Raw genomic sequence first — 26,323 nt, 5'->3', positions numbered from 1 at the left:
CTTATTTAATAAGCTCGGCTTTTTAACAAAGTATGACTAAAGATTATACGCTTGGGTATGTACGGTACGCACGCTCAATATTTTTAGCCTGCTTTTTAGAAATACCTAAATGAGCAAGTGCTACACGTAAACGCGCACGTGATAGATCAGAGCCTAAAATTTCCATTGCATCAAGTACCGACGTTGATGACGTTTTACCCGTGATTGCTACAAATATTGGCTCTAAGAAGTCTTTAATTTTTAGCTCGTGGAATGTAGCAACCTCTTTTGCAATGGTAAAAATAGCTGGCTTATCAAAGCTACGTAAGCCTTCTAATTGCCATACAAAAAATTGTAGCGCTTGGCGTATTACATTTTCGTCGGCTTTGCCCGCAGTTAACAGTGCTGGGTCGTAAGTTGGAATGCCGCCTACAAAGTGACCGGCTAAATCAACCATATCCGACAGCGTGTTAATACGCGTTTTAGCTTCTGGTAATACTTTAGCTAGCATGTCACCGTTAAACTTCCAATCAACAAAGCGCTTCACAAGCTCTTCGTCGGTTAGGTTTTCGCGGATCCACGTACCGTTTAACCAGCTTAACTTATCTACGTCAAATACTGGGCCACCAAGCGATACACGCTTCATGTCAAAGTGTTCAATCATTTCATCAAGTGTGAACTTTTCACGCTCGTCTGGCATTGACCAGCCCATGCGGCCTAAGTAGTTGAGCACGGCTTCTGGTAGGTAACCCATTTCTTTGTAGTAGTTAATACTGGTTGGGTTTTTACGCTTTGAAAGCTTTGATTTATCTGGGTTACGCAATAATGGTAAATGACCTAATACTGGCGCTTCCCAACCAAAATCTTCGTAAAGCTTTAATAGTTTAGGTGCTGAGTTAATCCACTCTTCACCACGGAAAATATGGCTAATTTGCATGTGGTGATCGTCTACCACGTTTGCTAAAAAGTACGTTGGAAAACCATCGGCTTTTAATAGCACTTGCATGTCTACGTTTTCCCACGGGATCTCAATTTCGTCGCGTAGGTAGTCGTTAAACTTAAAGGTGCCTTCACTTGGAATTTTCATACGGATAACGTAAGGCTTTCCTGCAGCTAGGTTAGCTTTAATTTCGTCTTCTGTGTGGTTTAAACCACGACCGTCGTATTTAGGACGCAGACCTTCAGCCATTTGCTCTTCGCGCATTTGGTCAAGTTCTTCGCTGGTTGCAAAACAGTAAAATGCTTTGCCTTGCTCAACAAGTTGGTGCGCGTATTTTTTATATAAGTCGCTACGCTCAGACTGACGGTACGGGCCAAATTCACCGCCTACATCAGGGCCATGATCCCACTCAAGACCTAACCAACGCAGGCTATTCATTATCGCTTGTTCCGACTCAGGTGTGCTTCGTACTTGGTCTGTATCTTCGATACGAAGAACAAATTCCCCGCCTTGCTGCTTAGCAAAACAGTAGTTAAATAATGCAATATAAGCGGTGCCAAGATGCGGGTCACCAGTAGGTGACGGGGCAACACGAGTACGGATTGTCATGATAATGTCTCTTTAAATAAGTGAGATAAAAATTAAATGAATCGTTTAAGCAGCTACTTTATTTAAGTACGCAATAATATCGTTAGATTCGTAAAGCCATTGAGTTTGGCCATTTTGCTCTATACGTAAACAAGGCACTTTAATTTTGCCACCTTGCTCTAGTAGCTCTTGACGATATTGCTCATTGTCTTTTGCATCGCGTGTTTCTATGTTTAAGCCTTCGCGCTTGATAGCACGGCGTACTTTCACACAAAACGGGCATGCTTTAAATTGGTAAAGTTTAAAATGAGAGGTTTGCAGATCAAGCTTGGCTTGCTCTTCGCTTGCACGCTTTTTACTACGAGGAGTAAATATAAAATTAAAGAATAAAATTATACAACCTAAAAACCAACGAACGAATTTCATGCTTAATACTCTGACTACAACAATTTAAGGAGCCAGATTTTAGCACAATTTTACAATCAAAAAAGCTCAATACTATTGAGAAATCCTGACTTCTTTTCTGAGCGTAAGTTCGTGACATGATGTCACCTTATTCCGTCCTGTTTTTTTTGAGTGATATAACGCCATGTCGGCTTGGTTTACTATGCTTGAAACGGTATCAGCGCTCTGTAGCTCTAAAAAGCCAATGCTAATTGTTAACTGCTGTATGTGCTCAAAATCATGACTGGCTACTCGCTGTCGTAAACGAGTGAGTGCATTAAGTGCATCTGTATTTGTTTGCGACTGAAATACGATTGCAAACTCTTCCCCTCCATATCTAAAAGCATAATCTTCAATTCTAAAATTATTTTTTATGAGTTTAGCAACTTGTGCAATCACACCGTCGCCAACTACATGGCCAAATGTATCGTTAACATTTTTAAATAAATCAATGTCAACAATGGCTAAATACCAACAGCGTTTTGTATCTGCTTGCTCTCGGGGTAATAAAAAACCATTACCTGTGACTATTTCCATTACCTTTTTGTCAAAGGTTTGGCGATTTAAAAGCCCCGTTAAAGGATCAAGCCGCGACTTATGCAAAATCCATAATTGATTCGCGTATACATTTAAAATGTACATCGCTAATGCACTTATTCTATCGGTTATTAACTGCTTGGTTTTAATAATTAAAACACCCAGAATGGTATCGCTATGATTAACCGGGATGTATGTTGTTACATCATCGGTCGTATGAATAACCCTTGTTTTACTAGGCGTTGCTTTATTAAGGATTAATTGGGCTTGACTGGGCTCTAAGTATGTTAAGTTGCTGTGTGTGTTTATCAGTATAGGTGGGGCTTGCAAGGTAACGTGCTTGTTTATGTAAATCGCAAAATTATCGACGCTTAGTAAGTCACCTAGCACGTCTATTAAAGCCGAATCTAAATGGCTTTCGTCTTCCTGACAAGTGAGTTCGACTACCCACTCGTGGCCACATGAATTGGCTTGCATTGCCACACCCAATTTGAATAATTTTTAACCAGTTTAGACGTAATCTATAGCTTTACTAAATAATTAGACATTTAATTTAAATACATCCTTTTTGACCAAGTATTAAAGTAGCACTAAGTCGTCTCTATGCAATACTTCTGAACCAGCGTCATAACTAAGTAACTGTGCAATATTTTTTGAATGTGCGCCTTTAATTTTATTAACCTCCGAGCGACTAAAGCGGGTTAAACCACGCGCAATTACAACATTATTGCTATCAATTAAATCTATTAAATCGCCACGCTCAAAATCCCCAAATGCACTGGTGACTCCTTTGGCCAATAAACTTGCCCCATTATTTTGCAGCGCACTAATAGCCCCTGTATCTATTGCTATTTGCCCATTACTTTTAGGCCCGGCTAATAACCATTTTTTGCGACCATCTTTAGGCGCCGTTAACTTTAAAAAGCGCGTACCCGGTAATTGCTCGCTCATGCATTTTAAAATAACGTTGCTGCCAGCGCCTTTGGCAATAATAACTTCAACGCCTGCACGCCTTGCTATATCAGCCGCTTGCAGCTTTGTTGCCATACCGCCAGTGCCTAAGTTAGTACCACTGCCACCAGCAAGTTGACGCAGTTCATCGTTTATGTGGGTTACTTCGTCAATAAGCTTTGCATCGGCATTGGTGCGGGGATCGCTGGTGAACAAGCCGTCTTGATCGGTAAGTAATAGCAATTTGTCTGCATTAGCTAATATAGCCACCAAGGCCGATAGGTTATCGTTATCACCCACTTTTATTTCGCTTGTGGCAACGGCGTCATTTTCATTTATAATAGGCACCACATCGTAGCTAAGTAAGGCCGTTAATGTATCACGTGCGTTTAAGTAACGCTCTCTGTCATCAACATCAGCGCGTGTTAGCAGCATTTGCCCTACGTTTACACCATACAATGCAAATAAACTTTGCCATATATGAATAAGTTGGCCCTGCCCTATTGCAGCTAACATTTGTTTATTCACTAAGCTCGTACCACAGGGTGTTAATAGTTGCTCACGGCCTGCAGCTACGGCGCCGCTTGATACCATAACAACCTGATGCCCCTGCTTTTTAAGCTCAAAGCATTGGCGAACTAACTCAACCATATGAGCTTTATCTAGTTTATCGGTGCCACCAGTTAGTACGCTTGTACCTAACTTTACAACTATTATCTGTTCCCTTTGCATTGTTTTTAACTATTAAAATTTTATTATGATTTAACTTATACCAGCTCGGTATTTTTGAACAAGTTAAAAATTTTCATGCTAGGATCGCGCTATATTTTATTGTTTAAATTACGTCTTATGCCTGCCAGTTTATGTTTAATTATTGCCACTTTTTTATGGGGCAGTTCGTTTATAGCGCTTAAATACTCCATTGCCATTTACGATCCAGCATTAGTGATATTTTTACGTATGCTTACTACGCTCGTTATTTCATTGTGCTTATGGCGTTATGTTATTCGTTTTGAATACCAAAAAGGTGATTGGAAATATTTAGTCGGTATGTCGCTTGCTGAGCCTTGCTTATACTTTTTATTTGAAGGCCACGCAATGGAATATACATCGGCATCTCAGGCGGGTGTTATTGTGTCTTGCTTACCAATTATAGTGGCGTTTTTAGCGTTTTTTATGCTTAAAGAATACATAAGTAGAGCCATTGTGGTGGGCTTTACGCTATGTATTGGCGGCAGTATTTTACTTACGCTTCTCTCTCCTAGCTCAGAACAAGCGCCTAACCCTATATTAGGTAACTTTTTAGAGCTAATGGCTATGGTGTGCGCTGCTTTTTATACCGTTAGCATTAAACACTTAGCAAACCGGTATTCACCACTGACTTTAATTGCATTACAAGGCATTAGCGGAAGTTTGTTTTTTGCACCCTTTTTATTTTTTATTGAACTACCCAGCGAAAATCAACACGACCTAACGGCACTTATGAGTATTTTATATTTAGGCTCTTGCGTTACCCTGGGCGGCTACGGTATGTACAACTATGCCATAAGCAAGGTATCGGTGCTTACAGCAGCGGCGTATTCAAATTTAATCCCCATATTTACACTTATTTTATCGGCTATTATTTTGGGAGAGGTACTTACACTTTGGCAGTGGCTTAGTATTTTTGTAGTCTTTATTGGCGTTATGGTTAGCCAGCGCCATCAAGAGCTTGTTGTTGATATACCACTTAGTGAATCCGGTGAAGATATTTCTGCCGATACCAATAACCTCAAATCGGTGCCCGACGCTAATGCATCAAAGGGATAACAGGTAAGTAAATAAAGCCCCGGAGTGCGTAAAAAATCATGCTGCGATTGATGAATTATATCAACCGCCGTGACTTTATACTGCTGTAACTCCCCGCTTTGTAACTGCATAGTAAACTGTTCACCCACTTTGGCGTGCTGTAAAAACGCAAAGTGGGTGTCGTTATGACCTGCTATTAACGCTCCCTTCTGGCGATTGCCCAATTCCCCCGCGGGCAAAAAATGGCTTGGTGCAAATGCTAAATTTCGACCACTCGCACCACCGAGCACACTTAACGTTTTATTATGCGATGGAAAATGAAGCTGCGCGGTTACAAAACTATCAGCATAAAACCACGGTTTTACTTTTTTACCCGGCTCTGCAAGCGCTTGCTGCCACGCTTGCTCAATCAACACTTGTGCAAGCCATGCCTTTGCTTGCATATAAAAACCGTGGCCAAACAAGCTGAGCCCAGCAATTAATAGCCCTGCACTTAACCACTTTTTCATGTTTTAACGCGTCTTTTTAATTTAAGAGCACCAAACGTTATAAGTAACATACTGCCCAACATTATATGCAGCCTACTTTGACCATCGGTTTGCGGCAAACGCATTTCCATTCCTTGCGGCACTTCGTTAGCGGCTTGCGCAGTTTGATCTGCAACGTCTTTAATTTGAGTGTGTTCAATGGCAATAAACGCAGTAAATGGACTTAAAAGCTGATGCGTTAAAGCTAATTTTTGCACCTCGTCTTTAACACTACTTTGCTCGTTATATAAAAGTAATGATTTAATTTTTTGACGCGCCCACAGTTTTGCTATGCCATTGGCTTGAGAGCTATTATGCGCGCTAAGTTTAATGTTAAGTGGCCCCTGCGCCGTTTGCCCGCTGAGCAAAATATTACCGGTGCCATTGAGTTTTATAGCAACCATAACTGGCTCGCCAAAATATAAATCGGGTAAGGGTGATGGCCAAAAATCTAAACGGTTACCGTTTTCATCGCTTAAAGCGAGATCTGTAATGGCTGGGTGGGCGAGCTTATCAAATAACTGCTGCATTTTAGGCTGTACTTCTTGTGTGCTGCCAATAAAAGTAAATGACCCTTTGCCTATATCGGCTGCGCGACGCATAAAAAAGCTATTGGGTGCACTGCCAATTCCTACCGTAAATAACCGGCTATCACCTAATTTATCCTGAATATTTTTAAATAAAGCGGCTTCATTACTTACACTACCATCGGTTAAAAACACCACTTGGCGTACAAAACCATCAAAAGTACTGCCATCAAGCACCGCATCAAGCGCACCTTGTATTTCTGTGCCGCCATCGGCCTCTAGGCTGTAAATAAAACGTTCTGCTCGGCGTAAGTTAAAGTCGCTAGCAATAAGAGGACTATCGCTCATGGGGGTAACCACGTTATCAAAACCAATAATGTTAAAGCTGTCGTCGCTATCGAGTAAAGACAGCGCATAAAATAACGCTTTTTTTGCCTGCTCAATAGACTGCCCATGCATTGAGCCTGAGGTATCTACTACAAATACCATTTCTCGGGGTAAGCGTTGAGTTTGCGTAAAGTGATCAGCAGGCGGCATTAGCATAGCAAGGCCATAACGATCTCCGTTTTTAAACTGCTGGGTAAAAAAGGCAGCTTGCGCGCTTTCTTTTTGCAGCGGTTTAAACTCAAGAACAAAGTCGCGGTTTATGGCATTTTGCTCGTTTAATGCAACGGTGTATTGGCCAAATGCAGGGTTATGAATATCTACGTTATGAAATTTAGAGTTTATATCCACCAACTCTAACCCAACGTCTATATCTATATTTAAACTAAATTTACTACTCGGTGCGTCGTCATCGTTATACGCCGCGCTTTGTATACTGTAAACAGGGCTTAACCAGCCGCTTGGTGCAGTATTGACGGGAGCTTGGTTTTGCTCATTAAACTCAACTTCACCGCTAATTGCGTGGTAACGTGGCGTAATGGTGGTAGGAAAACGAATGGCAAAAGTGCCACTGCGGTAACTAATAATTTCTTGATACTCAAGCTCAATGGCCACCTGTTCACCAGGACCAATATTTGCCACATTAGTGACAAACATATTTGCCCGTTGTTGACGCACCAATGCAGCCTGCTCTCCTGCCTTTTGAGCTTGTGCGTATTTTTTTTCGGCCTCTATTTTTTTATCAATATGCCCTTTAATAACGCGCTCACCAATGCGCATTGTCATGGCGTGCACTGCACTTTCGTCGGGTAGTGGAAACACATAACGTGCATTCACCGCAAATGGGTTTTCGTTTTGATAAGTTTGCTTAACTACAACATGGTTAATTAACCCTGTTACTGTCATGTGAGCGTCGCTTTTTAATATTATGGCAGGGCTAACGGGCTTACCTAAGGTATCGGTTAGTTCAAGCTTTGGCGATTGCGCATAGCTGCTTTTACTTGCTAATAGCGCTATTGCCGTGAATATAAAAATGCTTGCCTTAACAAGCATTTTGGTTGGTTTACTCAACATAAAATCACTCCATCGAATGCTAAAATTAGTTACTCGCTGTTTGGCCATTTACAGGCGCTAGTGAGCGGGTAGTCAGCGTTACTCGACGGTCAAAAAAGTTATCTTCTGTGGTATTACTATTTGCCAATGTGTGCTGCTCACCAAAGGCTTGCGTACTTAAACGTTTGTGGCTAACGCCGTGTTTTATTAGATAACTTTGCACTGCATTTACACGTTTTTTAGACAGTAAAAAATTAGCTTGTTCATCTCCTCGTTGGTCGGCAAAGCCACTTAAATCAAGCGCTAATTGAGGTTGGTTGTTTAAAAGCACAACTAACTGGTCAAGCTGTTTAGCAAAGTGGGGGGCTATGTTGCTTGAACCCGTTTTAAATTGAACGGTCATCGCAAGCAGGTTATTAATTTGAGATTGTGTTAACTGCTCGTTTTGCTGTGCGAGCACCTCTAATTGCTGCTCTAATAAGTTGTTATGATTAAGCACATGTTGGTAATCGTTCGTTTTTTGTTTCATTACTGCCAAGGCGCGTTGCTGCTCGTCAATTTTGTTGTCAGCAACTTTTGCATCCCCAATCAAGCCACCAGCAAATGCGCCTATAAACGCACCAATTGGTCCACCAACTACACCACCAATAATAGCGCCTGTACCTAAGCCTATTGCAGTTTCTTGAGTTGCCTCTTTAGAAGGCGAATGTTCAGAAGCCGATGAAAATGTCGGAGCAGAAAAACTAGTAACAAGTGTTAGCGCGATTAATGTCTTCTTCATAATATGATCCTTAAAATTGATTTAACTTTGTGATGTTTTGTTTCGATAGATGCATTAAAACAACACCAAGTGGCAACAAAGGGGAGCAAAAATGGCAAACCGCTGAGCAATTGTGGCAAAAAAATGGCAATTGCCTTTTTAACCGTACATAGCTGAAAAACTTCGATATAGTGCGTTTTAAAATAAACAAGGGTGTGTAGAATGAAAAAAATAGCCATCATTGAAGATGAAACCGCCATTCGCGAAAACTACATGGAAATGTTAGGCGCACAGGGCTACCAGGTTAGCGGTTACAGCGACCGTATAACAGCAGAAAGTGCGTTTAAAGACGCACTTCCCGATTTAGCCATTGTTGATATAGGCCTTGGCCACGAAATTGATGGCGGCTTTTTACTATGCCAAACCCTACGTACCTTATCTAAAACGCTCCCTATTATTTTTTTAACCGCCCGCGATAGCGAAATAGACACAGTTTGCGGCCTGCGTATGGGCGCCGACGACTACCTAACAAAAGACATTAGCTTGGCACACTTAGCAGCACGAATAGGCGCATTATTTCGCAGAATGGAAGCCCTTGAGCAACCTGCCGATGCCAATGCACTTATAACACGCGGGCAGTTAACGCTCGACACACAGCGCATGCAGGTATTTTGGCAACAGCAATTAGTGGATTTAACCGTGACCGAGTTTTGGATGCTACATTCACTGGCGCAGCGCCCGGGCCATGTTAAAAGCCGTAACGATTTAATGAGCGATGCAAAAATATATGTGGACGACAGCACCATCACCTCCCACGTAAAACGCATTCGTAAAAAGTTTATCGCCCTTGACTCGCAGTTTGACTGTATCGATACCGTGTATGGCATGGGTTATAGGTGGGAGCAACATTAATGCTTAGATTTGGCCTGCGCAGTAAGTTTATTGTGCTTTCTTGTTTTTTATTTTTACTGCCATGGCTAGGTTACGAATACGTGTGGGAAATGGAGAAGTTTTTACGCCAAGGCCAAGAAAAAACCCTCGTAGGCACAACGCGTGCACTTGCCACAGCTCTGCACGAACGTCCTGCTTTATTTGACGAGCAAACCAACTTTTTAGACCAAGTAATAAAAGGCCGCGATTTATACGCCTACAACCTAAAAAACCCTATTCAACTTGATGGCAAACTAACCGACTGGGAACCCTACAAAGCGTTGTTCTGGCATTACGATAAACGCTATTTACAAAAAACCAATAAAAACCACCAAGCCAGCGATTTATCGTTCGACCACATGGTAGGTAAATTTGATAACTACTTATACGCCGTTTTTAATGTGACCGACAACACACTTATTTATCGTGCTAAAAACAGCTTAAGCATCACTAATAACGACCATTTTAAAATTGGTTTAAAAACCCCTGATGGCCAGTTTAATTCGTATATCATAGCCCCGAGGCAAGACGGCTGGGTTAATGCATTTAATGCAAACACCAAAGCGCCATTTACAAAAATTCAGGGCTATTTTAAACGCACTCAAACAGGTTACACCGTTGAACTGCGCTTTCCGTTAGCCATGCTAGGAAACAAACTGGGCTTTGCTATTGTAGATACCGATAGCTTAAACGAGTTACCTAACGTTATGTCGACCTCCAACTTAAATAACCCAAGCGATTTAGGCTCGGTGCTTGTGCCTTCACCAGAAATTAGCCGAATTTTAAAAGGAATGGGCCACAGCGGCAGCCGTATATGGGTAGTAGACAATCACCACCGCGTGCTTGCGCAATCGGGCACCATTCAAAACGCTGATGGTGTATGGGCAGATGGCCTTAAAAATCAGCCGCCTCAAAATGCATGGCAACGTTTTGAGCAAACCTATTTGCACCCACTTTATTATAAAATTTTAACCCGCCCTGAAAACGAATTTATAGATACCCTACACGACGTAGCATCTATGCAAGGCAGTCATTTAGTCAATGCACTAAAGGGCCAACCTGCATCGTCTTGGCGGCTCACCCCCGATAGCAAAGCCGTTATTTTATCTGCCGCCTACCCTATTTGGATTGAAGACAAAGTCATTGGTGCAGTAATTGCTGAAGAAACGACAAATGGTGTCCGTACGCTTCGTAATAAATCGCTCGAAAAGTTATTTAACGTTATTTTAGCCGTTATGCTGATTGGTACCGTGACTCTATTCTTTTTTGCATCACGAATATCGAGCCGTATCAGGCGCCTTCGCGATACCGCAGAGCAAGCAATAGACGCACAAGGGCGTGTTACTGGCAGTATTAGTTACAGTGATTCTAATGATGAAATTGGCGACCTGTCGCGTAGTTTTGCAAATATTGTAAGCCGATTGGGCGGCTATACCGACTATTTAGAAAATATGTCGTCGCGTTTATCTCACGAACTACGTACGCCGGTTGCGGTAGTGCGCTCTTCTCTTGAAAACTTACAAAGTTTGGAGCAAACCGAGCTTAGCCAAAAATACCTCGATCGCGCCAGTGAAGGCGTAGAGCGCTTAGGTAAAATAATTACCACCATGAGTGAAGCTACTCGCCTTGAGCAAAGCATTCAAAGCAATGACCCCGAACCATTTGACTTACGCTCTGTTATTAACGGCTGCATGCAAGGGTATTTACTCACTTACCCTAAGCAATTATTTACGCTTGATATATGCCCAAATTCATTGCCTATGCAAGGTGCACCTGAGTTTATAGCGCAGCTGCTTGATAAGCTCATTAATAACGCACTAGAGTTTAGCCAAGCTAAAACCGCAATTAACGTAACGTTACAAAGCAAAGATTCACAAGCAGTTCTAGGCGTAAGTAACACAGGCCCATTATTACCCGAAGGGTTAAGCGAGCATATATTTGATTCTATGGTATCAGTGCGTAGTCAGCACATGCAGCAACAACCGCATTTAGGTTTAGGACTTTATATTGTAAGGCTAGTGTGCGATTACCATAAAGGCAGTGTAAGTGCGCAAAATAACACACAAAATAATGGGGTCACTTTTACAGTAAGTTTGCCGTTAGCAAATTAGTTGAATAAACTTTTAGTCTTCATTAGTTTTAACCTGCTCTAGCAGGGGGAAACTAATAAGACTTAATTAAACCAAGGAGCTTAATACCAGCTGCTGATTATAAATCATTAGTAAAACGACGAGCAAAGCAAAAAAATAGTGGGTAAACGGGCATAAGAACGTAAACGTTATTTTACTGCGATTTAGTGGAATGGTAATTATTGCAATTTACGTGATTGACGGTTCATTGTAGGTACTCATGTTAACGTAACACCCAGACCATTAGTGAAATATGAAAAAGAATGGAGTATTGATGATGTTTTGCAATACATAAAATCTGAAAGTGGTACTCACTTTGACCCAGAACTCGTATCGGCGTTGTTGGCTAATTTTGATGGAACTTTATGACTGCTGGTAGCGGATCCAAAATACGGATAGGGATACCTTAGAGGGCAATTTTATCAGATAGAAAAGTTACATCTGTGTACAAGTCAAACTTCTTGTGAAAACTCACGACTCAATATGGGGCGAATAAATGCATGGCTATAACCAGTGAAGAATGAGCGCAAGCCAAGCTTTTACGTCTTTCTTAACGGCTTTATTAGAGTTTACCGCCAGCTCTTTAAGTATATTGGTATAAAACTGGTCTAATTGCATTGGACCAGAACATTATATATGAAAATAAAACTCTACCTTTTGAACTTTATTTGTAACGTTTTAGCTCTTCTATTTTTAAAGGTTTTGAAAAATAATAACCTTGAAACAAATCACACCCCATTGCTCTCAATTTATTTAGCTGCTCCTCTGATTCAACACCTTCACCAACAATTATAAAATTAAGCTTTTTGCCCATTGAGATTATGCCTTCAACCATATGTTTAGCACTTATATCTTGTTCAATTTCATCAATAAAACTTTTATCAATTTTAAGTTCATCAATAGGTAGTTTTGTAAGTAAATTTAATGATGAATAGCCGGTACCAAAATCATCTAACGATATTCTAATACCCATTTCTTTTAACCGATTAAGTAAATTTTTAAGACCAAAAATATCTTCAATAAAAAGAGATTCGGTTATCTCTATAACTAAATTAGAAGGAGAAAAACCGGTTTTTCCGATAGTATGCGCTAACTTATCAATAAAATCAGCCTCTAAAAATTGCTTCACCGATATATTCAAAGATAGATGAAGTTTGCTATTTGAAGCATTGTTCACTGCAGCTAAGTCAGATAGCGACTGCTGGATAATAAAATCCCCTATAGTAACCATATCTCCTGACGTCTCAGCTATAGGGATAAATTTATCAGGTCCAACAACTCCCAAAGATTGATTTTTCCAACGCACTAAAGCTTCTACACCTAGAAGTACCCCTTGGCAATTTACTTTAGGTTGGTACAACATATAAAACTCATTTCGAGCTAAACCAGACTTTAATTCCTGTGTTAGCTTGTAATTATAAATTTCTTCATCTCTCATACTCTCATGAAAAACAACTATCGTATTTCTAATCTTTTTGGCTTTTTGCATTGCTAATGCAGCACTTAGTCTAACCTCATCTAGGTTTTTTCCATCTGTAGTATAATGAGATACACCGATGCTTGCTGTAAGGATAAAATTTCCCCAAGGAAAAATGTAGGGATTTCTGAGATCGGCTAATACCTTTTCACAAAAAAACTTAATATCATAGATTACTTCCTCATAAAGAATAATGATGAATTCATTACCACTGTAGCGGATCAATACATCATTATTACGAAGATGCTCATTGAGCCTTACACTGATCATCTTAAGCACCTGATCTCCTCTATCATTCCCATAGCTCGTGTTGATTGATTTAAAATTGTCTATATCAATTAGAATGACCCAAAAGGGTTGATGTTGATTACTTAAACAAATTGATCGGTCTAAAAAAAAGCGATTATAAAGTTTTGTAATATCATCGTGTGAGGCTTGATAAAGCAGGTCGTCGTGTTTCTTCATTTCTATATCAGCCACATGTCTGAATATATAATATAAAATGAGCAGCGAAACAAAAAACACAATGAACAACAAAGTTGACTGGTAAATTATTTTAGTATAAATATGTTTGGTTTCTATGTCAGTTGTAAGCCAAAGACCATATCTTTTAATGTAGGTACTTGTAAGTAAAAGCTCACCTTTACCAGAGTCTTTAGAAATATTTGAAACTAATATTTCTTCTTTTTTGATAGTCTCATATGGCTTGTTTATTTTAGCAACTAGCTCTTGTATTGATTTTTTAAGGACATCTTCTGGGATTTGAAAATCGTATATATTAATGACGGTTTTTAGTCTGTTTTGACTTGCAAGCTGAAAATATCTATCTCTTTCACGGTATAAATATGTTGTATATTTTTTATTTTCAGACATATTATTGATAAAAAAATCAAAACCTTTATGAGCATCAATACCTAAAGAGATAACGAAAATTACATTACCATCATCATCCCTTACAGATTTTTTTAACGGGATAATTGCTATTTTTCCAGGTATATATTCTGATAAATAAGTTCTGCCAATAATCATATCTGGCGAATTTAACGTATCAAGGTAACTCGCCCTTGTTCTATCAAAATCCAGTAACGATGGAAAATCTTCTTTGTGCAGATTAGAGCTAGCGAGTAAATTAGTCCCGTCAGGCTTGAAAAGTCCAAAATACCTAATGCTTGGATCTAATTGAGTGGTAAGGTCCATAGACTTTTGAGCAGACCTTTCATTTAAATATAGGTTTTTATAAAGTAATTGCCTAGCCAGTATATCTATCTTAACTTCATATTGATTTAAAACTGCTTTTAACGAATTAGAGGACATCGATGTAACATTTCTTTGCTCTGTCGTAACTTCCTCAAATACATTGTTAGCCACAAAATATACGGAAGCACAACCGAAAAATATCCAGATAATTGACATAATATAAAATACTAGCCAAATATTTTTCTTTATAATCACCATATTCATCACAGCCATAATAAAATCCTAACTCTACAATAGCTCAGATAAATTTAATAATTAAATAAAATATTACTTATATGTTATTTCCTCCTCCGCTTAACAGTACTATTAATACTTTATGATTATTTTTAGCTTACCAACTAGGAATTACGACTACACATTTTCTAATTAAATTAAGAAAATCATTGATGATTTTGTGAAGAAGATTTCTTCTAAGGCTAATAACGAGCCCAGAAAATTGGTAGGTGCGACCCTGTAACATTAAAATTTAGTGTAATCTTTTTTACATGATTAAATTTGGTCTCAAAATTTAGGTCGATATATTCAAAATAACACCATCTATTTTCCTGTTGATAGAGTGACAAATTAATGCATTTATCCCTAGTGTCATTTTCTTTAAGTTTAAAATCGATATATGAGTTTAGACCTTAGCAAATTATCTAAGGAATTAAGCACCACTAAGCTTTCTAATGCTTTAAAGTAAAATTAAATAGAACAATGTGTGCGCGTCGCTCACTGAATTGAAACTATGAGCAAATGCTCGCTTTACCATTCAATTAACGAGTGTATGCAGCATAATAACCATTTTAAGTACGAATATTCATTGACGGGTAGGTTAAATTTAACCGAACACGATACAGGAAAGTATGAATAACTAAGATTTACTTAATTTTAATTATTCACTTTTAATTCAGTCGCGTTCACATACTCTGAGGCTATATTAACACATTAAGCAGTAGGATTTGCCGTGACCCCATCACTTGAACGAGAAGAGCTCGACTTTATTTTTAGTTTATATAAATCAGATAAAAACGCTGAGCCTGAGGCAAATAAACCACAGAATACTCAGGTAAACGACCTTTAAAAAGTACCGCGCCTTGAGGTGCTAGGCGTATCGCAGTACTTAATTTAATCTACACAAATTAATTTGCCGTACTTGGATCATCGCTTAAAAACGCTTTGATACAGTTTATTTCAGCCAACTTTACCGCTTCGCCTATTTCAGGGCCTTTTTTGCCACTTATAAGTGCCTGTTGCACTATGTGCTTTTTATCCATTTGCTGTAATTTACTATGAATGGCGCGCAGCTTAATTGCCTGCGGGTAAGGCTTGTTAACCAGTGTTTCTCCGCGCCCTTGCGCATCACATTGGCAGGCTTGGGTAAAGGCTAAAAAGCGCTCAGGGTGCACCAACCCATTTAAATTAGTGACAATTAATTTATGAATAGTTTGCGGCCTAAGCTGATCAATCGTATGGCATAAAGTGTGGTTGTCACTGGTAAGCACGCCAATATCACGAAAGCGATTAGGCACTTTTAAACGATTACAAAATGACTCTACCACCGCTACACCTTCGCGTTCATGACCGCGTAAATTGCCGTGTATTTTATAGCTAAGGGCTTTACCAAAATCGTGGGTAAGCGCAGCAAAGCGGGTTTCTAAATTAAAATTTAAGTCGGCCGCACGCCTAAGCACCAACATTGTATGCACAAACACATCGCCTTCAGGATGATGATTGGCAGGTTGTGGTATATTTTTCATTTGTTCAATTTCTGGAAAAATGCCCAGCCCATCTAATGCTTGAAAATAAAGCTCGGGGTACTTTTCGCCAAGCGCTTTTTCGGTTTCTAGCCATACCCGTTCAGGCACTAAATGGTTAAGCTCACCTTTATTTTTAAGCTCTCGCATTAACGCATAGGTACCTGGGTGGATTTGCCAATCACTGCCATAACGTGCTAAAAATCGCGCAATGCGTAACACTCGTACCGGATCTTCTACAAATGCGTGTGTGGTGTGGCGCAGTATTTTATTTTGTAAATCGTGTTGCCCATTAAAGGGGTCAATAATTTTACCGTTTTCGTCAAGCGCCATAGAGTTTATGGTTAAGTCGCGCCTTGCTAAGTCTTCTTCAAGTGTTACGCTAGGGCTGGCGTCTACAACAAAGCCAGTATAGCCTTTACCGCTTTTTCGCTCGGTACGCCCTAATGCGTACTCTTCTTTTGTTTTGGGGTGTAAATAAACAGGAAAGTCGCTACCTATTGGTAAGAAACCAAGCGATTCCATGGTACTTGGCGTTTCGCCAATAACCACATAATCGTTATCTTTTGATGCAATGTTTAGCAGTTTGTCGCGTACTGCCCCGCCAACTAGGTAAACGTTTTTTAAGCTACTTTTCACGTTGTTTCCACACTGATTTACAAACTTCATTTATAGCAATCATATCATTAAAAGCGTTGCTGTTTGCCAAGCATATGTAAGCTCATTACAATAGCGCATCATTTTTTGTTTAAGCAATTATTCAATGAAAAATCATTCATCAAAAAAAGAACTTATGCTGCTGCCAATTTTGTTGGTCGTTATTGTTATGTGTGTAGCGGGTCACTTTTTATTGCAAGCTAATTTTCAAGACAGCAACATGGTTGAATACATGTTAGCAGCACTGCCGTTCGCTATGTTTGGCTTGGTTATTGTGGCCTTTAAGCTGGCATCAAACAGTGAAAAAGATGAGCAAAACGAGCAAGAAAAATAGCAGCGTGAGATAGCTTTATTATTCAAAGTTCAGGTGCTTACTCATAACACATGGTAACCAAACCAATCCGGTTTTATGGGCTGAGAAAGCCCGCTTGGAGTTAGCTTTATTGTTAATTGACTGTCGAGCAAGTCTATTGCAAAGCAATCGTCCACGTCGTGTAAGTCGTCTTTATGAATATGGCTCAGGCCTGCGAGCAAATCGTGTTTAGCGCGCTGTTTTGCCTCTTCACTGCTGCTTGCTACATACAATGCAAAGTCGTGTTGCTCCGCCATTGAGTCGCTTCTGTAAGCGCCTAAATTTACAAAATAAAGCTGCTTATTTTGTTCAACATAGTCGTCTACCACTTCTACTTTGTAGCCATCAATATTATTAACAGCCATAAAACTATCCATGTGTACGCTGTTTTTATCGCCAACCCATTGGCTTTTTAATTTGGTGTAGGTTTGCTCTATGTTTTGCCCGACCACAAACCGAATGTCGTGCATTTCTATGTGGCAACCTTGAATTCGCCCGCCTAAATACACCATAAATAACTGCATGAAGATTCCTTTAATGTTTTTTACGCCAAACTCTCAACATCAATATTGTGTTTTTTAATGAGTTTATAAAAGTCTGAACGATTACGCTTAGCAAGTTTGGCGCCTTCTGCTACGTTGCCGCCGGCCATTTTTAGCGTGTTAATAACGTAATCACGTTCAAATTCTTTTTTAGCGTCGTTTAATGAGAGTGGCTCTACGCTTTTTTCGTTACTATCGAGTGCGGCTAACACTAAATGCGCTGAAATAACCTCGCCCGGTGTTAAGGCTACCACTTGTTCAACAACATTTTGTAACTGACGAATATTTCCCGGCCAATCATAACGTACCAATGCGTGCATGGCATCATTGGCAAAGTGTTTTTCATTTTGGTTCATGCGTTTAGCGATACTTGCGCTAAAGTATTGGGCCAAGAGGCTTATATCTTCACGGCGTTCACACAGTGGTGGTAATTTTAAATTAACCACATTTAGGCGGTAGTATAAATCTTCTCTAAACTGTTGGTTTTTAATGGCTTCGGGCAAGTTTTTGTGAGTTGCCGATACAATACGCACATCAATTGGGATCTCTTCTTGAAAACCCACTGGGCGAATGGTTTTTTCTTGTAGCACACGCAGTAGCTTTACTTGTAAGTTAAGGGGCATATCGCCAATTTCATCTAAAAATAATGTACCGCCCTGCGCTTGCTGAAATAAACCTTGGTGATCTTTTACAGCACCAGTAAACGCTCCTTTTTTGTGGCCAAATAATTCAGACTCTAAAAGTTCCCCTGGTACAGCACCGCAATTTATAGCCACAAAGGGCCCGTTACTTACTTGGCTATGCTGGTGAATAGCTTGCGCTAGTAATTCTTTACCGGTACCGCTGGCTCCCGATATAAGCACATTAACTTGAGTAGGCCCAAGTAACTTAACTTGTTCAAGCAAGTGCAACATGGCACCACTGCGCGTTACTATATTACTTTTTGATGGAGCTTCATTGGTATTTACACCATGAATGTCTATTGCATTTGCAAGGCTATCGAATAGCTCGTCTTTATCGACCGGTTTAGTAATAAAAGCAAAAACACCTTGTTTGGTGGCTTCAACCGCATCAGGAATAGAGCCATGCGCTGTCATCATAATTACTGGTAATGCGGGGTAACGGCTTTGCAGTTGACGATGCAGCGCCATGCCGTCCATTTCATCCATTCGTAAGTCGGTAATGACGGCATCAAACACGTGGCTTTTTAAACTTTGTAGCGCTGCTAAGCCACTTTCACAAGTTGTTACTTGATAGCCTTTTGATTCAATACGAATAGCAAGTAACTTTAATAAACTTGCATCGTCATCAACTAATAACACTTTTGCTTGGTGCGGGCTATTTGTGGTCATGGTTACTGCTCCTTAGTGTCTTCGCGAAGTAATAGCTGCTGCTCTATATCTGCCAGCGACGACAGGGTTTTCTGCATTTGAGTATTAAGAGCTTGCTGCTCTTTTTGCGCGTTTATTTGTAAGGTGATTTGCTGTTTTTGCAGCCATAAGTACTGTTTTATATCATCAGGCCAAAAATAGGCTAAGTCGAGTTTAAGTAACTTGGTCATTACTGTATTTGGGTCAGTACTTACTTTTAAGCACATAAATTTAAAAAATGCTTTTAGCTCATTTTCACCTTTAAATGACCGCTTTGTTGGTGGCAATGTAAAACCGCCGCATTGATTTGCATGCAGCGCTATAACCCGCTCAGCGGAGGGGTAAACAGGGGCTAATTTAGGCATTGGCTTGGGGCTAGGAGATACATTTTTAGTATTTGATATTTTAGTATCGCCCAGCGCTTGCGTGCCATCATTAAGCTCACAACCCGATACAATTAGGCTACCTGCAAGCACACATAAAATAGTGAGTATGCGCATTGTTAATTAACTCCTAAATTTTTACTGATTGGTATTTTTATTAAAAAACGGCAACCGTGTGGCTTATTTTTCTTAACACTTAATGTGCCTTGTAGCTGCTCAACCGTCTCTTTTACTATTGTTAAGCCCAAACCACTGCCTTGTAAGGTAATGCTTTGCTCATGTTTACCTTGATAAAACGCACTAAAAATATGCTTTATTTCGTGCTCTTTAATGCCACAGCCATTATCGGCCACCTCCAAACACAGCTGATGTTGCTCGCATTTTAAATTTACAGTCACACCTTGGTTATCATCAGAAAATTTTAAGCTATTTGAAATTAACTGAATTAGCATCATTTCTATTAGTTCATTAGGAAGCGCAAGGACAGTGCTTGAAACAGAGTTTTGCCACTGAATACGTTGCTTTCGAGCCGTTAGACGATGCTCGAAATGACCATTAATTTTTTTAATTAAATGATCAATATTAACCTCGCTTGAGCTGTTTTTAGTTGTTCTAATAGCGTTATAACTGAGTAGGCTGTCTATCATCATGCGAAGGCGCACCGTAGATTGAGTTATAAGGGCAAGCACTGCTTTTTGTTCATTATTAATAGGGCCAACAATTTCATCGGTTAGTAAATCGGTTCCTTCAACCATAGAGGCAAGTGGTGTTTTAAGTTCGTGTGTTACATGGCGCAAAAACGTATCTTTTTGTTGCTCAAGCATATGCAGCTGAGTTTGTACCCACTGTAGTTTTTCTCCGAGTTCAACTAACTCTGACGAGCCTTTTACGGCTATTTTTTGCTGCCAATCCCCTTGCCCTAGCTTATCAATAACCCTAGTAAGCCCTTTTAAACGCAAACTTATACGCCATAAAAAGCCGCCGCCAACCAATAAAGTAAGAGGAATAAGTGCCACTAGCCAATTTATAAACGACGCTTGTAGGCTGGCTAGCTCGTTTTGGTTATGGGTTATTTGCGCTTCGTTTTTATTTTTGAGCCACACTGTGAGCTCTGTAATTGACTCGCTTATGGGTAAGAAGAGCTCTGCCTTTTGCTGTTTTTTCTCAACGAGCTGGTGTTGTGCTGTTTGCAAAATAGTTAAAAGCTGTGCCCATTGGTTTATGTAGTCTGGGTTTGCATTAATGTGTTTGAGTTCATTTATGCTCTGCACAGACGATTGCCATTTATCAACAATGAGGATGTTGAGCGCATCACTTTTTAACACCCAATTTTGCCTTGTTGCGCGCTCAAGGCTATTAAGGTCTTGCTTTAAATTAGCGAACGATTTTGTGAGCTGGTAATGGTTACTCACAATTTGCTGAGTGGTTGCTAGCTGTTTATTTAACGCATTTAAAAAAACAATAACCACAATAGACAGTGGCAATAACGACAGCAGCATGCTTAACGCAAACTGCCCTATTAAATTAGGGCGCCAATTAAGCATTGCATTGTAATGTTTAGCAAACGTTGCAGCCATTGCAATAAACTCTGTAAGTAAATAACGCGCCTATTATTATCAATACCGCCTATACACATGCTGAACCATATTCATTTTAAATCGCCATAATGTTGCTAAACAGCAACAGCACAACTGATTGATTTAACTAAGATCACAAAAAATACCTTCAATCCTGTTGCTGTATTTACACAAAATTACACACAGTCAGTGTAATTTTTACCTACAAACCCAAACTAAAAAACACAACTCATTGAAAGTAAATAAAAATAAAATTTGGCACCCTTTTTGTAATGGGTGTAATAAATAAATTTAATAGGGAAATACACATGAACATTAACACTTTGGTTTTTTCAACATTACTTGCGTTGGGTTTTGTGAATACAGGCGCATACGCTATGGACGTTGACGCTACGTTTAAAGAACTAGATAAGGACAGCAACGGCCTGTTAAGCGAAGCCGAGGCAAAAATGGACGCCGTGCTTAAGGAAAACTTTGCACAAATAGACACAGACCAAAATGGTCAGTTGTCGCTAAATGAATTCAGAAAATTTATTCAATAAATTAACTTCAAAAGGAATGAAATTATGAAACAACTTATTGCTGCTTTTTTATTATTATTTTTAGCTATCAGTGCAACGGTATTAGCTTCTCCTTCGGCCGTGCGATTTGCACACTTAGATACAAACATGGACGGAAGCATCTCGTTTGTTGAAGCTAAGCAGGATAAAGAGCTACTTAGACAGTTTACCGATTTAGACGAAGACAACAACGAGATGATCTCTAAAGCTGAGTTTGAAAACTTTAAGCCATAACAGATTAAGTTTTGCTTAAGCTTTTAACTTGTAAAGTGTACTAAAGCATTTGCCATAATCCCTGAGGGAGTGTGTAAAAGGATTTAATGTTGGGAGTTAAATTATGGCAAGTGCTTTATCTTATCAGGCGTAATACCTCGTTATTCAATACAACTTAATTACCCTTTTGGAAGGACTACCATGAAGATATGTTACTTTGTAACCACCATAGCGTTGCTTTTAAGTTTTAATGCTTCTGCACTTGATGTAAAACAGCGCTTTGATCACCTCGATACAGATAAAAACGGTTACCTTACTCATAACGAACTAGAACGCCAGCCCCAGTTACTTAGCACGTTTATAATGTGGGATAAAAATCAAGATAAACAAATTTCATTAATTGAATTTAAAAATTACCTTACCAACAATCTTTACTGAGTATTTTAATGAATCCCATACACTTTTTTATTTTATTCGCTCTACCTGTATTTAGCGCATCAAGTTTTGCCATCAGTGACAGCATTAACAGCCAATTTAAAAAAATAGACAGAAATAAAGATGGATTTTTAACTCGCTCTGAAGCCTCAATAGACCCAGCCTTGTGGTCTAAATTTGTAAGTTACGACCAAGATAAAGACGGAAAACTAACACTGAGCGAATACCATTTATATGCCAGCAAGTAGCCCAAATTTAATTAACCTTTTTAACCCAACGTTTTAGGCAATTAATTTAATAGCTAAGCAGCTAGCTTAGCTTTAACTGTCTATTTTACGAGCTTATCGCATCCTGTTGGTATTCTAAAAAAGGGTTTGCTAGTGTTATTGCACTAAAAATAACAAAACAGTACCTTATGTTACTCAAAAAATTACTTAAACCTCTTATGCTTGCCAGTCTCTGTGCAGGGTCTAGCTTTGCTATTGCACAAACCAAAGTTATTTATAATGCTAATGGCTACACCCCGCTTTATAAAGGCAAAATGCAAAAAGGCGAGCTTCAACAATTTAGCACTTTAGTTATAAAAGATGGCAAAGTTGTAAAGGTAGGCAGCGACACACTAAAAGAAAGCTTTCCAGATGCCAAGCTAATAGACGCGAAAGGCAACACCTTACTACCTGGCTTAATTGATGCCCACGGCCATGTTATTGGGCTAGGCGATAACTTATCGCAGTTAGATGTACGTGGTGCTAAGTCAGTTGATGACGTTACAAATAAATTAAAGCAATTTGCGCAAGGCAAACAAGGTTGGATAATCGGCCGTGGCTGGAACCAAGAGTTATGGCCAGATACACGCTTCCCTAGCGCTAAAGATTTAGACAAAGTAGTAAGCGATCGTCCGGTTGTTCTATCTCGTGTTGATAGCCATGCAATTTGGGTTAACACAAAAGCGCTTGAACTTGCAGGTATTAACGCCGACACAAAATCGCCAAAAGGCGGTGAGGTAATTAAAGATGAATTTGGTAATCCTACCGGTATTTTTGTTGATAAAGCTGAATCGTTAATTGTTCAGCACATGCCTGCCCCTTCAAAACAAGATATTAGCAACTCACTCGATGCCGCAGGTAAGCATTTATTAAGTTTAGGTATTACCTCTACTCACGATGCTGGGATAGATAAAGCCACATGGGAAGTGTACAAAGAGCGCGGTGAACAAGGCAATTTACCTTTACGTATTGTGGCAATGCTTAGCGGTGCTAGCCCAGACTTACCGGCTATGCTAAAAGCTGGGCCATATCACGATAACTACGACTTTATGGAAATTCGTAGTGTAAAAGTATATGCCGATGGTGCATTAGGCTCGCGTGGCGCAGCGCTTATTGAAGATTATGCCGACCGTGCTGGCCATCATGGGTTAATGCTTGAAACCCAAGAGAAACTCGAAGCTTTATTTACACAAAGCTTTAAAAATGGCTTTACCGCCAACACACATGCCATTGGTGACAAGGCCAATCGTGTGGTTTTAGACGCTTACGAAAATGTGTTTAAAAAAACAGGCGGTATTTTACTGCGCAACCGAATTGAGCACGCACAAATAGTAACGCCAGACGATATTCCTCGATTTAAAGCACTAAAAATCATTCCGTCTATGCAACCTGTACATGCAACATCTGACATGCATATGGCCGAGCAGCGTCTCACTGAAAAGCAACTTAGCTTTGCGTACGCATGGCAAACATTCTTACAACAAGGTTCAATCGTTGCTGCGGGCTCTGACTACCCTGTGGAACTTGCAAATCCGTTTGATGGTTTATATTCAGCAATTACACGAATGGATCATAACAAACAGCCTGAAAACGGCTGGCGTCCAAGCGAAGTACTAAGCCGCGAAGATGCACTACGTGCCTTCACGCTGGGCGGAGCTTATGCCGCGCATCAAGAGTTTAAAATAGGGAGCTTAGAGCAAGGCAAATGGGCCGACTTTATTTTAGTGGATAAAGATTATTTTAAAGTACCCGTTGAAGATATTTACAAAACTCAAGTACTACAGACATGGATTGCCGGTATGAAGCGATTCGATAACAAAGAGAGCGCAGCTAAATAAACAAAAAGAGGGTTAACGCAAGTTAACCCTCTTTTAATACAAACCATGTCATTTAGCTTTTTGGCTGCTGTGCCTCGGGCTGATCAACTTTTGGCTGGCGATATAATTTTACAATGTGATACAAGTTAACCAATGCCAGTAGCGCGTTGGTAAAAACAACAGGAACAGCACCAATAGCTACGCCATAAGCCGTAAACACAATACACCCTAACATGTTGTACCAACGAAGCTTTACTACATCGGTCATAGTGAGTGATGCAACCAATAAAGCTGACGCAATATAGCCTAAATATTCCCAACTCAATTGTTCTCTCCTAACCTTTGGGTTAGCATTACACTAATGCTAACTTATTACAGTTGTAAGTATTGCAAAGTAATAGCACTTTGCTTAATTATGAGCGTTATTTAGAGTTTGAAAATAATTGGCTAGTAAGAGAGTAGCTCTCTTATATTAATAATTAAGCGAAGTGACATACGTAAATAAAAAGCTAACTTGCTTAAAAACCTGAAAAAGTTTGCCGGCAAAAAAACCAACAAATTCTTAAATCATTACACGGGAAATGAAGGTAAAATAATACCCATAGCAAAGCTAAAAGTATTAGTAGCAAGTTAGCGTAAATTCTTAATGTGTTAATGCTACCGTCATTAAAACATAATAAATAGGACAAATGTCCGAAGAGCATATTGATGTTTCAATACCATTTTTCTAGTTATCTTGTTGAACAGTTACTCACCTTTGCCGGTAGTAGTTATCAACAATCAAAAAAAGAAGTGCTGATCCATCAAGATCAGCCTTTAAGCAAGCTTGTGCTTGTGCGCAGTGGCACTGTGTCATTTAGTTATGACGTAGGAAACGGACGACGCCTGCTGCTAGGACAACTGGATTGTAATAATACCCTGATAGGCGAAATAGAAGCGCTCAACAACAATCCGTGTATTTATACGGTAACCTGCTTTAGCGATGTAACTTACAACCTTATTGAATTAAGACACTGGCGTGCATTATTGCTCGAAAAACCAGAGCTTAGCTTATACACGGCACAAACTATTGCTGCTAAGTTTCAAGAAAACCAAAAAATCAACTTAGATAAGTTATTACTGCCACTTAGCTATAACATAGCCAAAGACTGCTTACTGAGAGCCGAGAACAATAACCCTACACTGCTTAGAGCCTACCCAACGGTTAACGCTGAGGCCGAACGCTTTGCGACCACTGAGCGAGCTTACAGGCGTGTTGTGACAGAATTAGTCGAAAAGGGCCTAGTGCAAAGAAGCACAACAGGTTTACAAGCGGTCGATATTCCAATGCTTAGTGAATATGTAGATAGCTTTGCACAGCTTTAAACACGCAATAAAAAAGGCCAATTAAGGCCTTTTTTATTGCCCTAAAAACGAATAATCAGTCCATAAGGCTAAATGTATATTTAATGTGCTAGGTGTATTAATCTTCTAGTAAAATGTCGTGAATTTTTACTAAGTCAGATTTACCTTTAATAATTTCATCCGGTGTTAAACCCGATAACTCATGCGGGAATACTAACCACTCTTCCGACTCATGAATGTAGTAGTCAGGTACGGTATCTACTTTTGAATTTTTTGGTTTGTAGTATGGACAAGCAATTCGAATATCGCGCGGTAAGTTTAAGCGCATTAGCTCTGAAAGCTTTTCTTTTAGTGCAACAATACTGCGTCCTGAGTCAAATACATCGTCAACAATAAGCAGTGAATCACCCGCATTAGCGTTTTCTACAATGTAATGTAAACCATGTACTTTAATTTCTTTTGATTGTTGGCCAATACCGTAATAAGACGATGTACGCACTGCAATATGGTCAGTTTCAATGCCTTTGTAATCGTAATATTCTTGAACCGCAATACCAATCGGTGCACCACCTCGCCAAATACCTATAATAAAATCAGGACGAAAGCCGTCTTTGTATACTTGTGCCGCTACGCGGAATGAATCTTCAAGTAACTGTTGAGCTGTGATATAGCACTTATCTGACATAGTTAGAAACCCCAGTGGTGGATATAATATTTGAGTGTAGTTTAGAGTAAAACCAAATTAGTCACTCAAACAGGTGTTGGCGAGGGATTTTACCGTAAATTAAATAAAATTGCTT

25 protein-coding genes are annotated in these 26,323 nt (G+C 39.6%); 10 read left to right on the top strand and 15 right to left on the bottom strand.

What is annotated here, in order from left to right; all coding sequences use genetic code 11:
- Nucleotides 1-43 precede the first annotated feature (43 nt).
- From gltX to proB, 4 genes are all read right to left on the bottom strand, one after another.
- Entirely contained in the window at nt 44-1,528 is a 1,485-nt protein-coding gene (gene gltX / locus ATS76_RS02030; RefSeq protein ID WP_058550835.1) for a glutamate--tRNA ligase, read from the bottom strand.
- 45 nt (nt 1,529-1,573) lie between these two features.
- The gene (locus ATS76_RS02025; protein ID WP_006791909.1) at nt 1,574-1,933 is read right to left on the bottom strand and encodes a glutaredoxin family protein; all 360 of its coding nucleotides are present in this window, start codon (nt 1,931-1,933) and stop codon (nt 1,574-1,576) included.
- Between the two features lie 72 nt (nt 1,934-2,005).
- Entirely contained in the window at nt 2,006-2,965 is a 960-nt protein-coding gene (locus ATS76_RS02020; protein ID WP_058550834.1) for a GGDEF domain-containing protein, read from the bottom strand.
- A 102-nt stretch (nt 2,966-3,067) separates the two neighbouring features.
- Nucleotides 3,068-4,171 carry a glutamate 5-kinase gene (proB, locus tag ATS76_RS02015; protein ID WP_058550833.1) on the bottom strand — a complete coding sequence of 368 codons (1,104 nt, stop codon included), beginning with the start codon at nt 4,169-4,171 and terminating at the stop codon, nt 3,068-3,070.
- Nucleotides 4,172-4,288: 117 nt separating this feature from the next.
- On the opposite strand from proB, the gene ATS76_RS02010 reads away from it, so the two are divergent.
- Entirely contained in the window at nt 4,289-5,248 is a 960-nt protein-coding gene (locus ATS76_RS02010; protein WP_058550832.1) for a DMT family transporter, read from the top strand.
- Here the strand turns inward: ATS76_RS02010 and ATS76_RS02005 are convergent.
- Genes ATS76_RS02005 through pdsO form a run of 3 tightly spaced genes read right to left on the bottom strand, consistent with a single transcriptional unit; the run spans nt 5,143 to nt 8,499 of the window.
- Nucleotides 5,143-5,736 carry a class GN sortase gene (locus ATS76_RS02005; protein WP_058550831.1) on the bottom strand — a complete coding sequence of 198 codons (594 nt, stop codon included), beginning with the start codon at nt 5,734-5,736 and terminating at the stop codon, nt 5,143-5,145. The two genes, ATS76_RS02010 and ATS76_RS02005, sit on opposite strands and share 106 nt — an antisense overlap.
- Nucleotides 5,733-7,739, bottom strand: a complete 2,007-nt coding sequence (locus tag ATS76_RS02000) for a marine proteobacterial sortase target protein (protein ID WP_058551051.1) — start codon at nt 7,737-7,739, stop codon at nt 5,733-5,735. The genes ATS76_RS02005 and ATS76_RS02000 overlap by 4 nt, the downstream gene beginning before the upstream one ends.
- 25 nt (nt 7,740-7,764) lie before the next feature.
- Nucleotides 7,765-8,499: a sortase-associated OmpA-like protein PdsO gene (gene pdsO / locus ATS76_RS01995; RefSeq protein ID WP_058550830.1), complete on the bottom strand. Its 735-nt coding sequence runs from the start codon at nt 8,497-8,499 to the stop codon at nt 7,765-7,767.
- 201 nt (nt 8,500-8,700) lie between these two features.
- Here pdsO and pdsR point away from each other — a divergent pair, with 201 nt between their 5' ends.
- Both pdsR and pdsS read left to right on the top strand, forming a co-directional pair.
- Nucleotides 8,701-9,390 carry a proteobacterial dedicated sortase system response regulator gene (gene pdsR, locus ATS76_RS01985; protein WP_058550828.1) on the top strand — a complete coding sequence of 230 codons (690 nt, stop codon included), beginning with the start codon at nt 8,701-8,703 and terminating at the stop codon, nt 9,388-9,390.
- Nucleotides 9,390-11,519 carry a proteobacterial dedicated sortase system histidine kinase gene (gene pdsS, locus ATS76_RS01980; RefSeq protein WP_058550827.1) on the top strand — a complete coding sequence of 710 codons (2,130 nt, stop codon included), beginning with the start codon at nt 9,390-9,392 and terminating at the stop codon, nt 11,517-11,519. The genes pdsR and pdsS overlap by 1 nt, the downstream gene beginning before the upstream one ends.
- A 682-nt stretch (nt 11,520-12,201) precedes the next feature.
- Here the strand turns inward: pdsS and ATS76_RS01975 are convergent.
- Together ATS76_RS01975 and ATS76_RS01970 are read right to left on the bottom strand one after the other, a co-directional pair.
- A complete protein-coding gene (locus ATS76_RS01975) occupies nt 12,202-14,484 on the bottom strand; it encodes a bifunctional diguanylate cyclase/phosphodiesterase (protein ID WP_082664311.1) in 2,283 nt (760 codons plus the stop codon).
- Between the two features lie 908 nt (nt 14,485-15,392).
- Complete coding sequence (locus ATS76_RS01970; protein ID WP_058550826.1) at nt 15,393-16,646, bottom strand: multifunctional CCA addition/repair protein; 1,254 nt, start codon at nt 16,644-16,646, stop codon at nt 15,393-15,395.
- A 124-nt stretch (nt 16,647-16,770) separates the two neighbouring features.
- Here ATS76_RS01970 and ATS76_RS01965 point away from each other — a divergent pair, with 124 nt between their 5' ends.
- Nucleotides 16,771-16,998, top strand: coding sequence for a hypothetical protein (locus ATS76_RS01965; RefSeq protein WP_058403081.1), 228 nt, complete (start codon nt 16,771-16,773; stop codon nt 16,996-16,998).
- Nucleotides 16,999-17,039: 41 nt separating this feature from the next.
- Here ATS76_RS01965 and ATS76_RS01960 read toward each other — a convergent pair whose 3' ends face one another.
- The 4 genes from ATS76_RS01960 to ATS76_RS01945 are packed head-to-tail and all read right to left on the bottom strand — an operon-like array spanning nt 17,040 to nt 20,888.
- A complete protein-coding gene (locus tag ATS76_RS01960; protein ID WP_058550825.1) occupies nt 17,040-17,540 on the bottom strand; it encodes a DUF1543 domain-containing protein in 501 nt (166 codons plus the stop codon).
- A 20-nt stretch (nt 17,541-17,560) separates the two neighbouring features.
- Nucleotides 17,561-18,910 carry a sigma 54-interacting transcriptional regulator gene (locus ATS76_RS01955; RefSeq protein ID WP_058550824.1) on the bottom strand — a complete coding sequence of 450 codons (1,350 nt, stop codon included), beginning with the start codon at nt 18,908-18,910 and terminating at the stop codon, nt 17,561-17,563.
- Nucleotides 18,911-18,912: 2 nt separating this feature from the next.
- Nucleotides 18,913-19,428, bottom strand: coding sequence for a hypothetical protein (locus ATS76_RS01950; RefSeq protein ID WP_058550823.1), 516 nt, complete (start codon nt 19,426-19,428; stop codon nt 18,913-18,915).
- A 2-nt stretch (nt 19,429-19,430) separates the two neighbouring features.
- Nucleotides 19,431-20,888 (bottom strand): sensor histidine kinase, encoded by a 1,458-nt coding sequence (locus ATS76_RS01945; RefSeq protein ID WP_058550822.1) that lies wholly within the window; start codon nt 20,886-20,888, stop codon nt 19,431-19,433.
- A gap of 308 nt (nt 20,889-21,196) precedes the next feature.
- Here ATS76_RS01945 and ATS76_RS01940 point away from each other — a divergent pair, with 308 nt between their 5' ends.
- The 5 genes from ATS76_RS01940 (at nt 21,197) to ATS76_RS01920 (ending at nt 24,200) form a co-directional block, all read left to right on the top strand.
- The gene (locus ATS76_RS01940; RefSeq protein ID WP_058550821.1) at nt 21,197-21,430 is read left to right on the top strand and encodes an EF-hand domain-containing protein; all 234 of its coding nucleotides are present in this window, start codon (nt 21,197-21,199) and stop codon (nt 21,428-21,430) included.
- Between the two features lie 24 nt (nt 21,431-21,454).
- Nucleotides 21,455-21,682: a hypothetical protein gene (locus ATS76_RS01935; protein WP_058550820.1), complete on the top strand. Its 228-nt coding sequence runs from the start codon at nt 21,455-21,457 to the stop codon at nt 21,680-21,682.
- 180 nt (nt 21,683-21,862) lie between these two features.
- Nucleotides 21,863-22,099 carry an EF-hand domain-containing protein gene (locus ATS76_RS01930; RefSeq protein ID WP_058550819.1) on the top strand — a complete coding sequence of 79 codons (237 nt, stop codon included), beginning with the start codon at nt 21,863-21,865 and terminating at the stop codon, nt 22,097-22,099.
- Between the two features lie 8 nt (nt 22,100-22,107).
- A complete protein-coding gene (locus tag ATS76_RS01925; protein ID WP_058550818.1) occupies nt 22,108-22,344 on the top strand; it encodes a calcium-binding protein in 237 nt (78 codons plus the stop codon).
- Between the two features lie 167 nt (nt 22,345-22,511).
- Nucleotides 22,512-24,200, top strand: coding sequence for an amidohydrolase (locus tag ATS76_RS01920; RefSeq protein ID WP_058550817.1), 1,689 nt, complete (start codon nt 22,512-22,514; stop codon nt 24,198-24,200).
- Nucleotides 24,201-24,252: 52 nt separating this feature from the next.
- Here ATS76_RS01920 and ATS76_RS01915 read toward each other — a convergent pair whose 3' ends face one another.
- Entirely contained in the window at nt 24,253-24,504 is a 252-nt protein-coding gene (locus tag ATS76_RS01915) for a YgjV family protein (protein ID WP_058403091.1), read from the bottom strand.
- A 383-nt stretch (nt 24,505-24,887) separates the two neighbouring features.
- Between ATS76_RS01915 and ATS76_RS01910 the strand changes: the two genes are divergently transcribed.
- Entirely contained in the window at nt 24,888-25,544 is a 657-nt protein-coding gene (locus tag ATS76_RS01910; RefSeq protein WP_008130963.1) for a Crp/Fnr family transcriptional regulator, read from the top strand.
- A 97-nt stretch (nt 25,545-25,641) separates the two neighbouring features.
- On the opposite strand, the gene ATS76_RS01905 is transcribed toward ATS76_RS01910, so the two are convergent.
- The gene (locus tag ATS76_RS01905) at nt 25,642-26,208 is read right to left on the bottom strand and encodes a phosphoribosyltransferase (RefSeq protein WP_058550816.1); all 567 of its coding nucleotides are present in this window, start codon (nt 26,206-26,208) and stop codon (nt 25,642-25,644) included.
- Nucleotides 26,209-26,323 lie beyond the last annotated feature (115 nt).

The organism is Pseudoalteromonas sp. 10-33 (genome assembly GCF_001469195.1).
Classification (GTDB): Bacteria; Pseudomonadota; Gammaproteobacteria; order Enterobacterales; family Alteromonadaceae; genus Pseudoalteromonas.
Note: the sequence above shows the minus strand (reverse complement) of the source record. Positions and strands in the feature narration are given on the sequence as shown.

What these genes read in the sequence shown, in the direction of transcription:
- gltX (WP_058550835.1), bottom strand. Translation starts at nt 1,528, where the DNA reads ATGACAATCCGTACTCGTGTTGCCCCGTCACCTACTGGTGACCCGCAT.
- ATS76_RS02025 (WP_006791909.1), bottom strand. Translation starts at nt 1,933, where the DNA reads ATGAAATTCGTTCGTTGGTTTTTAGGTTGTATAATTTTATTCTTTAAT.
- ATS76_RS02020 (WP_058550834.1), bottom strand. Translation starts at nt 2,965, where the DNA reads ATGCAAGCCAATTCATGTGGCCACGAGTGGGTAGTCGAACTCACTTGT.
- proB (WP_058550833.1), bottom strand. Translation starts at nt 4,171, where the DNA reads ATGCAAAGGGAACAGATAATAGTTGTAAAGTTAGGTACAAGCGTACTA.
- ATS76_RS02010 (WP_058550832.1), top strand. Translation starts at nt 4,289, where the DNA reads ATGCCTGCCAGTTTATGTTTAATTATTGCCACTTTTTTATGGGGCAGT.
- ATS76_RS02005 (WP_058550831.1), bottom strand. Translation starts at nt 5,736, where the DNA reads ATGAAAAAGTGGTTAAGTGCAGGGCTATTAATTGCTGGGCTCAGCTTG.
- ATS76_RS02000 (WP_058551051.1), bottom strand. Translation starts at nt 7,739, where the DNA reads ATGTTGAGTAAACCAACCAAAATGCTTGTTAAGGCAAGCATTTTTATA.
- pdsO (WP_058550830.1), bottom strand. Translation starts at nt 8,499, where the DNA reads ATGAAGAAGACATTAATCGCGCTAACACTTGTTACTAGTTTTTCTGCT.
- pdsR (WP_058550828.1), top strand. Translation starts at nt 8,701, where the DNA reads ATGAAAAAAATAGCCATCATTGAAGATGAAACCGCCATTCGCGAAAAC.
- pdsS (WP_058550827.1), top strand. Translation starts at nt 9,390, where the DNA reads ATGCTTAGATTTGGCCTGCGCAGTAAGTTTATTGTGCTTTCTTGTTTT.
- ATS76_RS01975 (WP_082664311.1), bottom strand. Translation starts at nt 14,484, where the DNA reads ATGGCTGTGATGAATATGGTGATTATAAAGAAAAATATTTGGCTAGTA.
- ATS76_RS01965 (WP_058403081.1), top strand. Translation starts at nt 16,771, where the DNA reads ATGAAAAATCATTCATCAAAAAAAGAACTTATGCTGCTGCCAATTTTG.
- ATS76_RS01960 (WP_058550825.1), bottom strand. Translation starts at nt 17,540, where the DNA reads ATGCAGTTATTTATGGTGTATTTAGGCGGGCGAATTCAAGGTTGCCAC.
- ATS76_RS01955 (WP_058550824.1), bottom strand. Translation starts at nt 18,910, where the DNA reads ATGACCACAAATAGCCCGCACCAAGCAAAAGTGTTATTAGTTGATGAC.
- ATS76_RS01950 (WP_058550823.1), bottom strand. Translation starts at nt 19,428, where the DNA reads ATGCGCATACTCACTATTTTATGTGTGCTTGCAGGTAGCCTAATTGTA.
- ATS76_RS01945 (WP_058550822.1), bottom strand. Translation starts at nt 20,888, where the DNA reads ATGGCTGCAACGTTTGCTAAACATTACAATGCAATGCTTAATTGGCGC.
- ATS76_RS01940 (WP_058550821.1), top strand. Translation starts at nt 21,197, where the DNA reads ATGAACATTAACACTTTGGTTTTTTCAACATTACTTGCGTTGGGTTTT.
- ATS76_RS01935 (WP_058550820.1), top strand. Translation starts at nt 21,455, where the DNA reads ATGAAACAACTTATTGCTGCTTTTTTATTATTATTTTTAGCTATCAGT.
- ATS76_RS01930 (WP_058550819.1), top strand. Translation starts at nt 21,863, where the DNA reads ATGAAGATATGTTACTTTGTAACCACCATAGCGTTGCTTTTAAGTTTT.
- ATS76_RS01925 (WP_058550818.1), top strand. Translation starts at nt 22,108, where the DNA reads ATGAATCCCATACACTTTTTTATTTTATTCGCTCTACCTGTATTTAGC.
- ATS76_RS01920 (WP_058550817.1), top strand. Translation starts at nt 22,512, where the DNA reads ATGTTACTCAAAAAATTACTTAAACCTCTTATGCTTGCCAGTCTCTGT.
- ATS76_RS01910 (WP_008130963.1), top strand. Translation starts at nt 24,888, where the DNA reads ATGTTTCAATACCATTTTTCTAGTTATCTTGTTGAACAGTTACTCACC.
- ATS76_RS01905 (WP_058550816.1), bottom strand. Translation starts at nt 26,208, where the DNA reads ATGTCAGATAAGTGCTATATCACAGCTCAACAGTTACTTGAAGATTCA.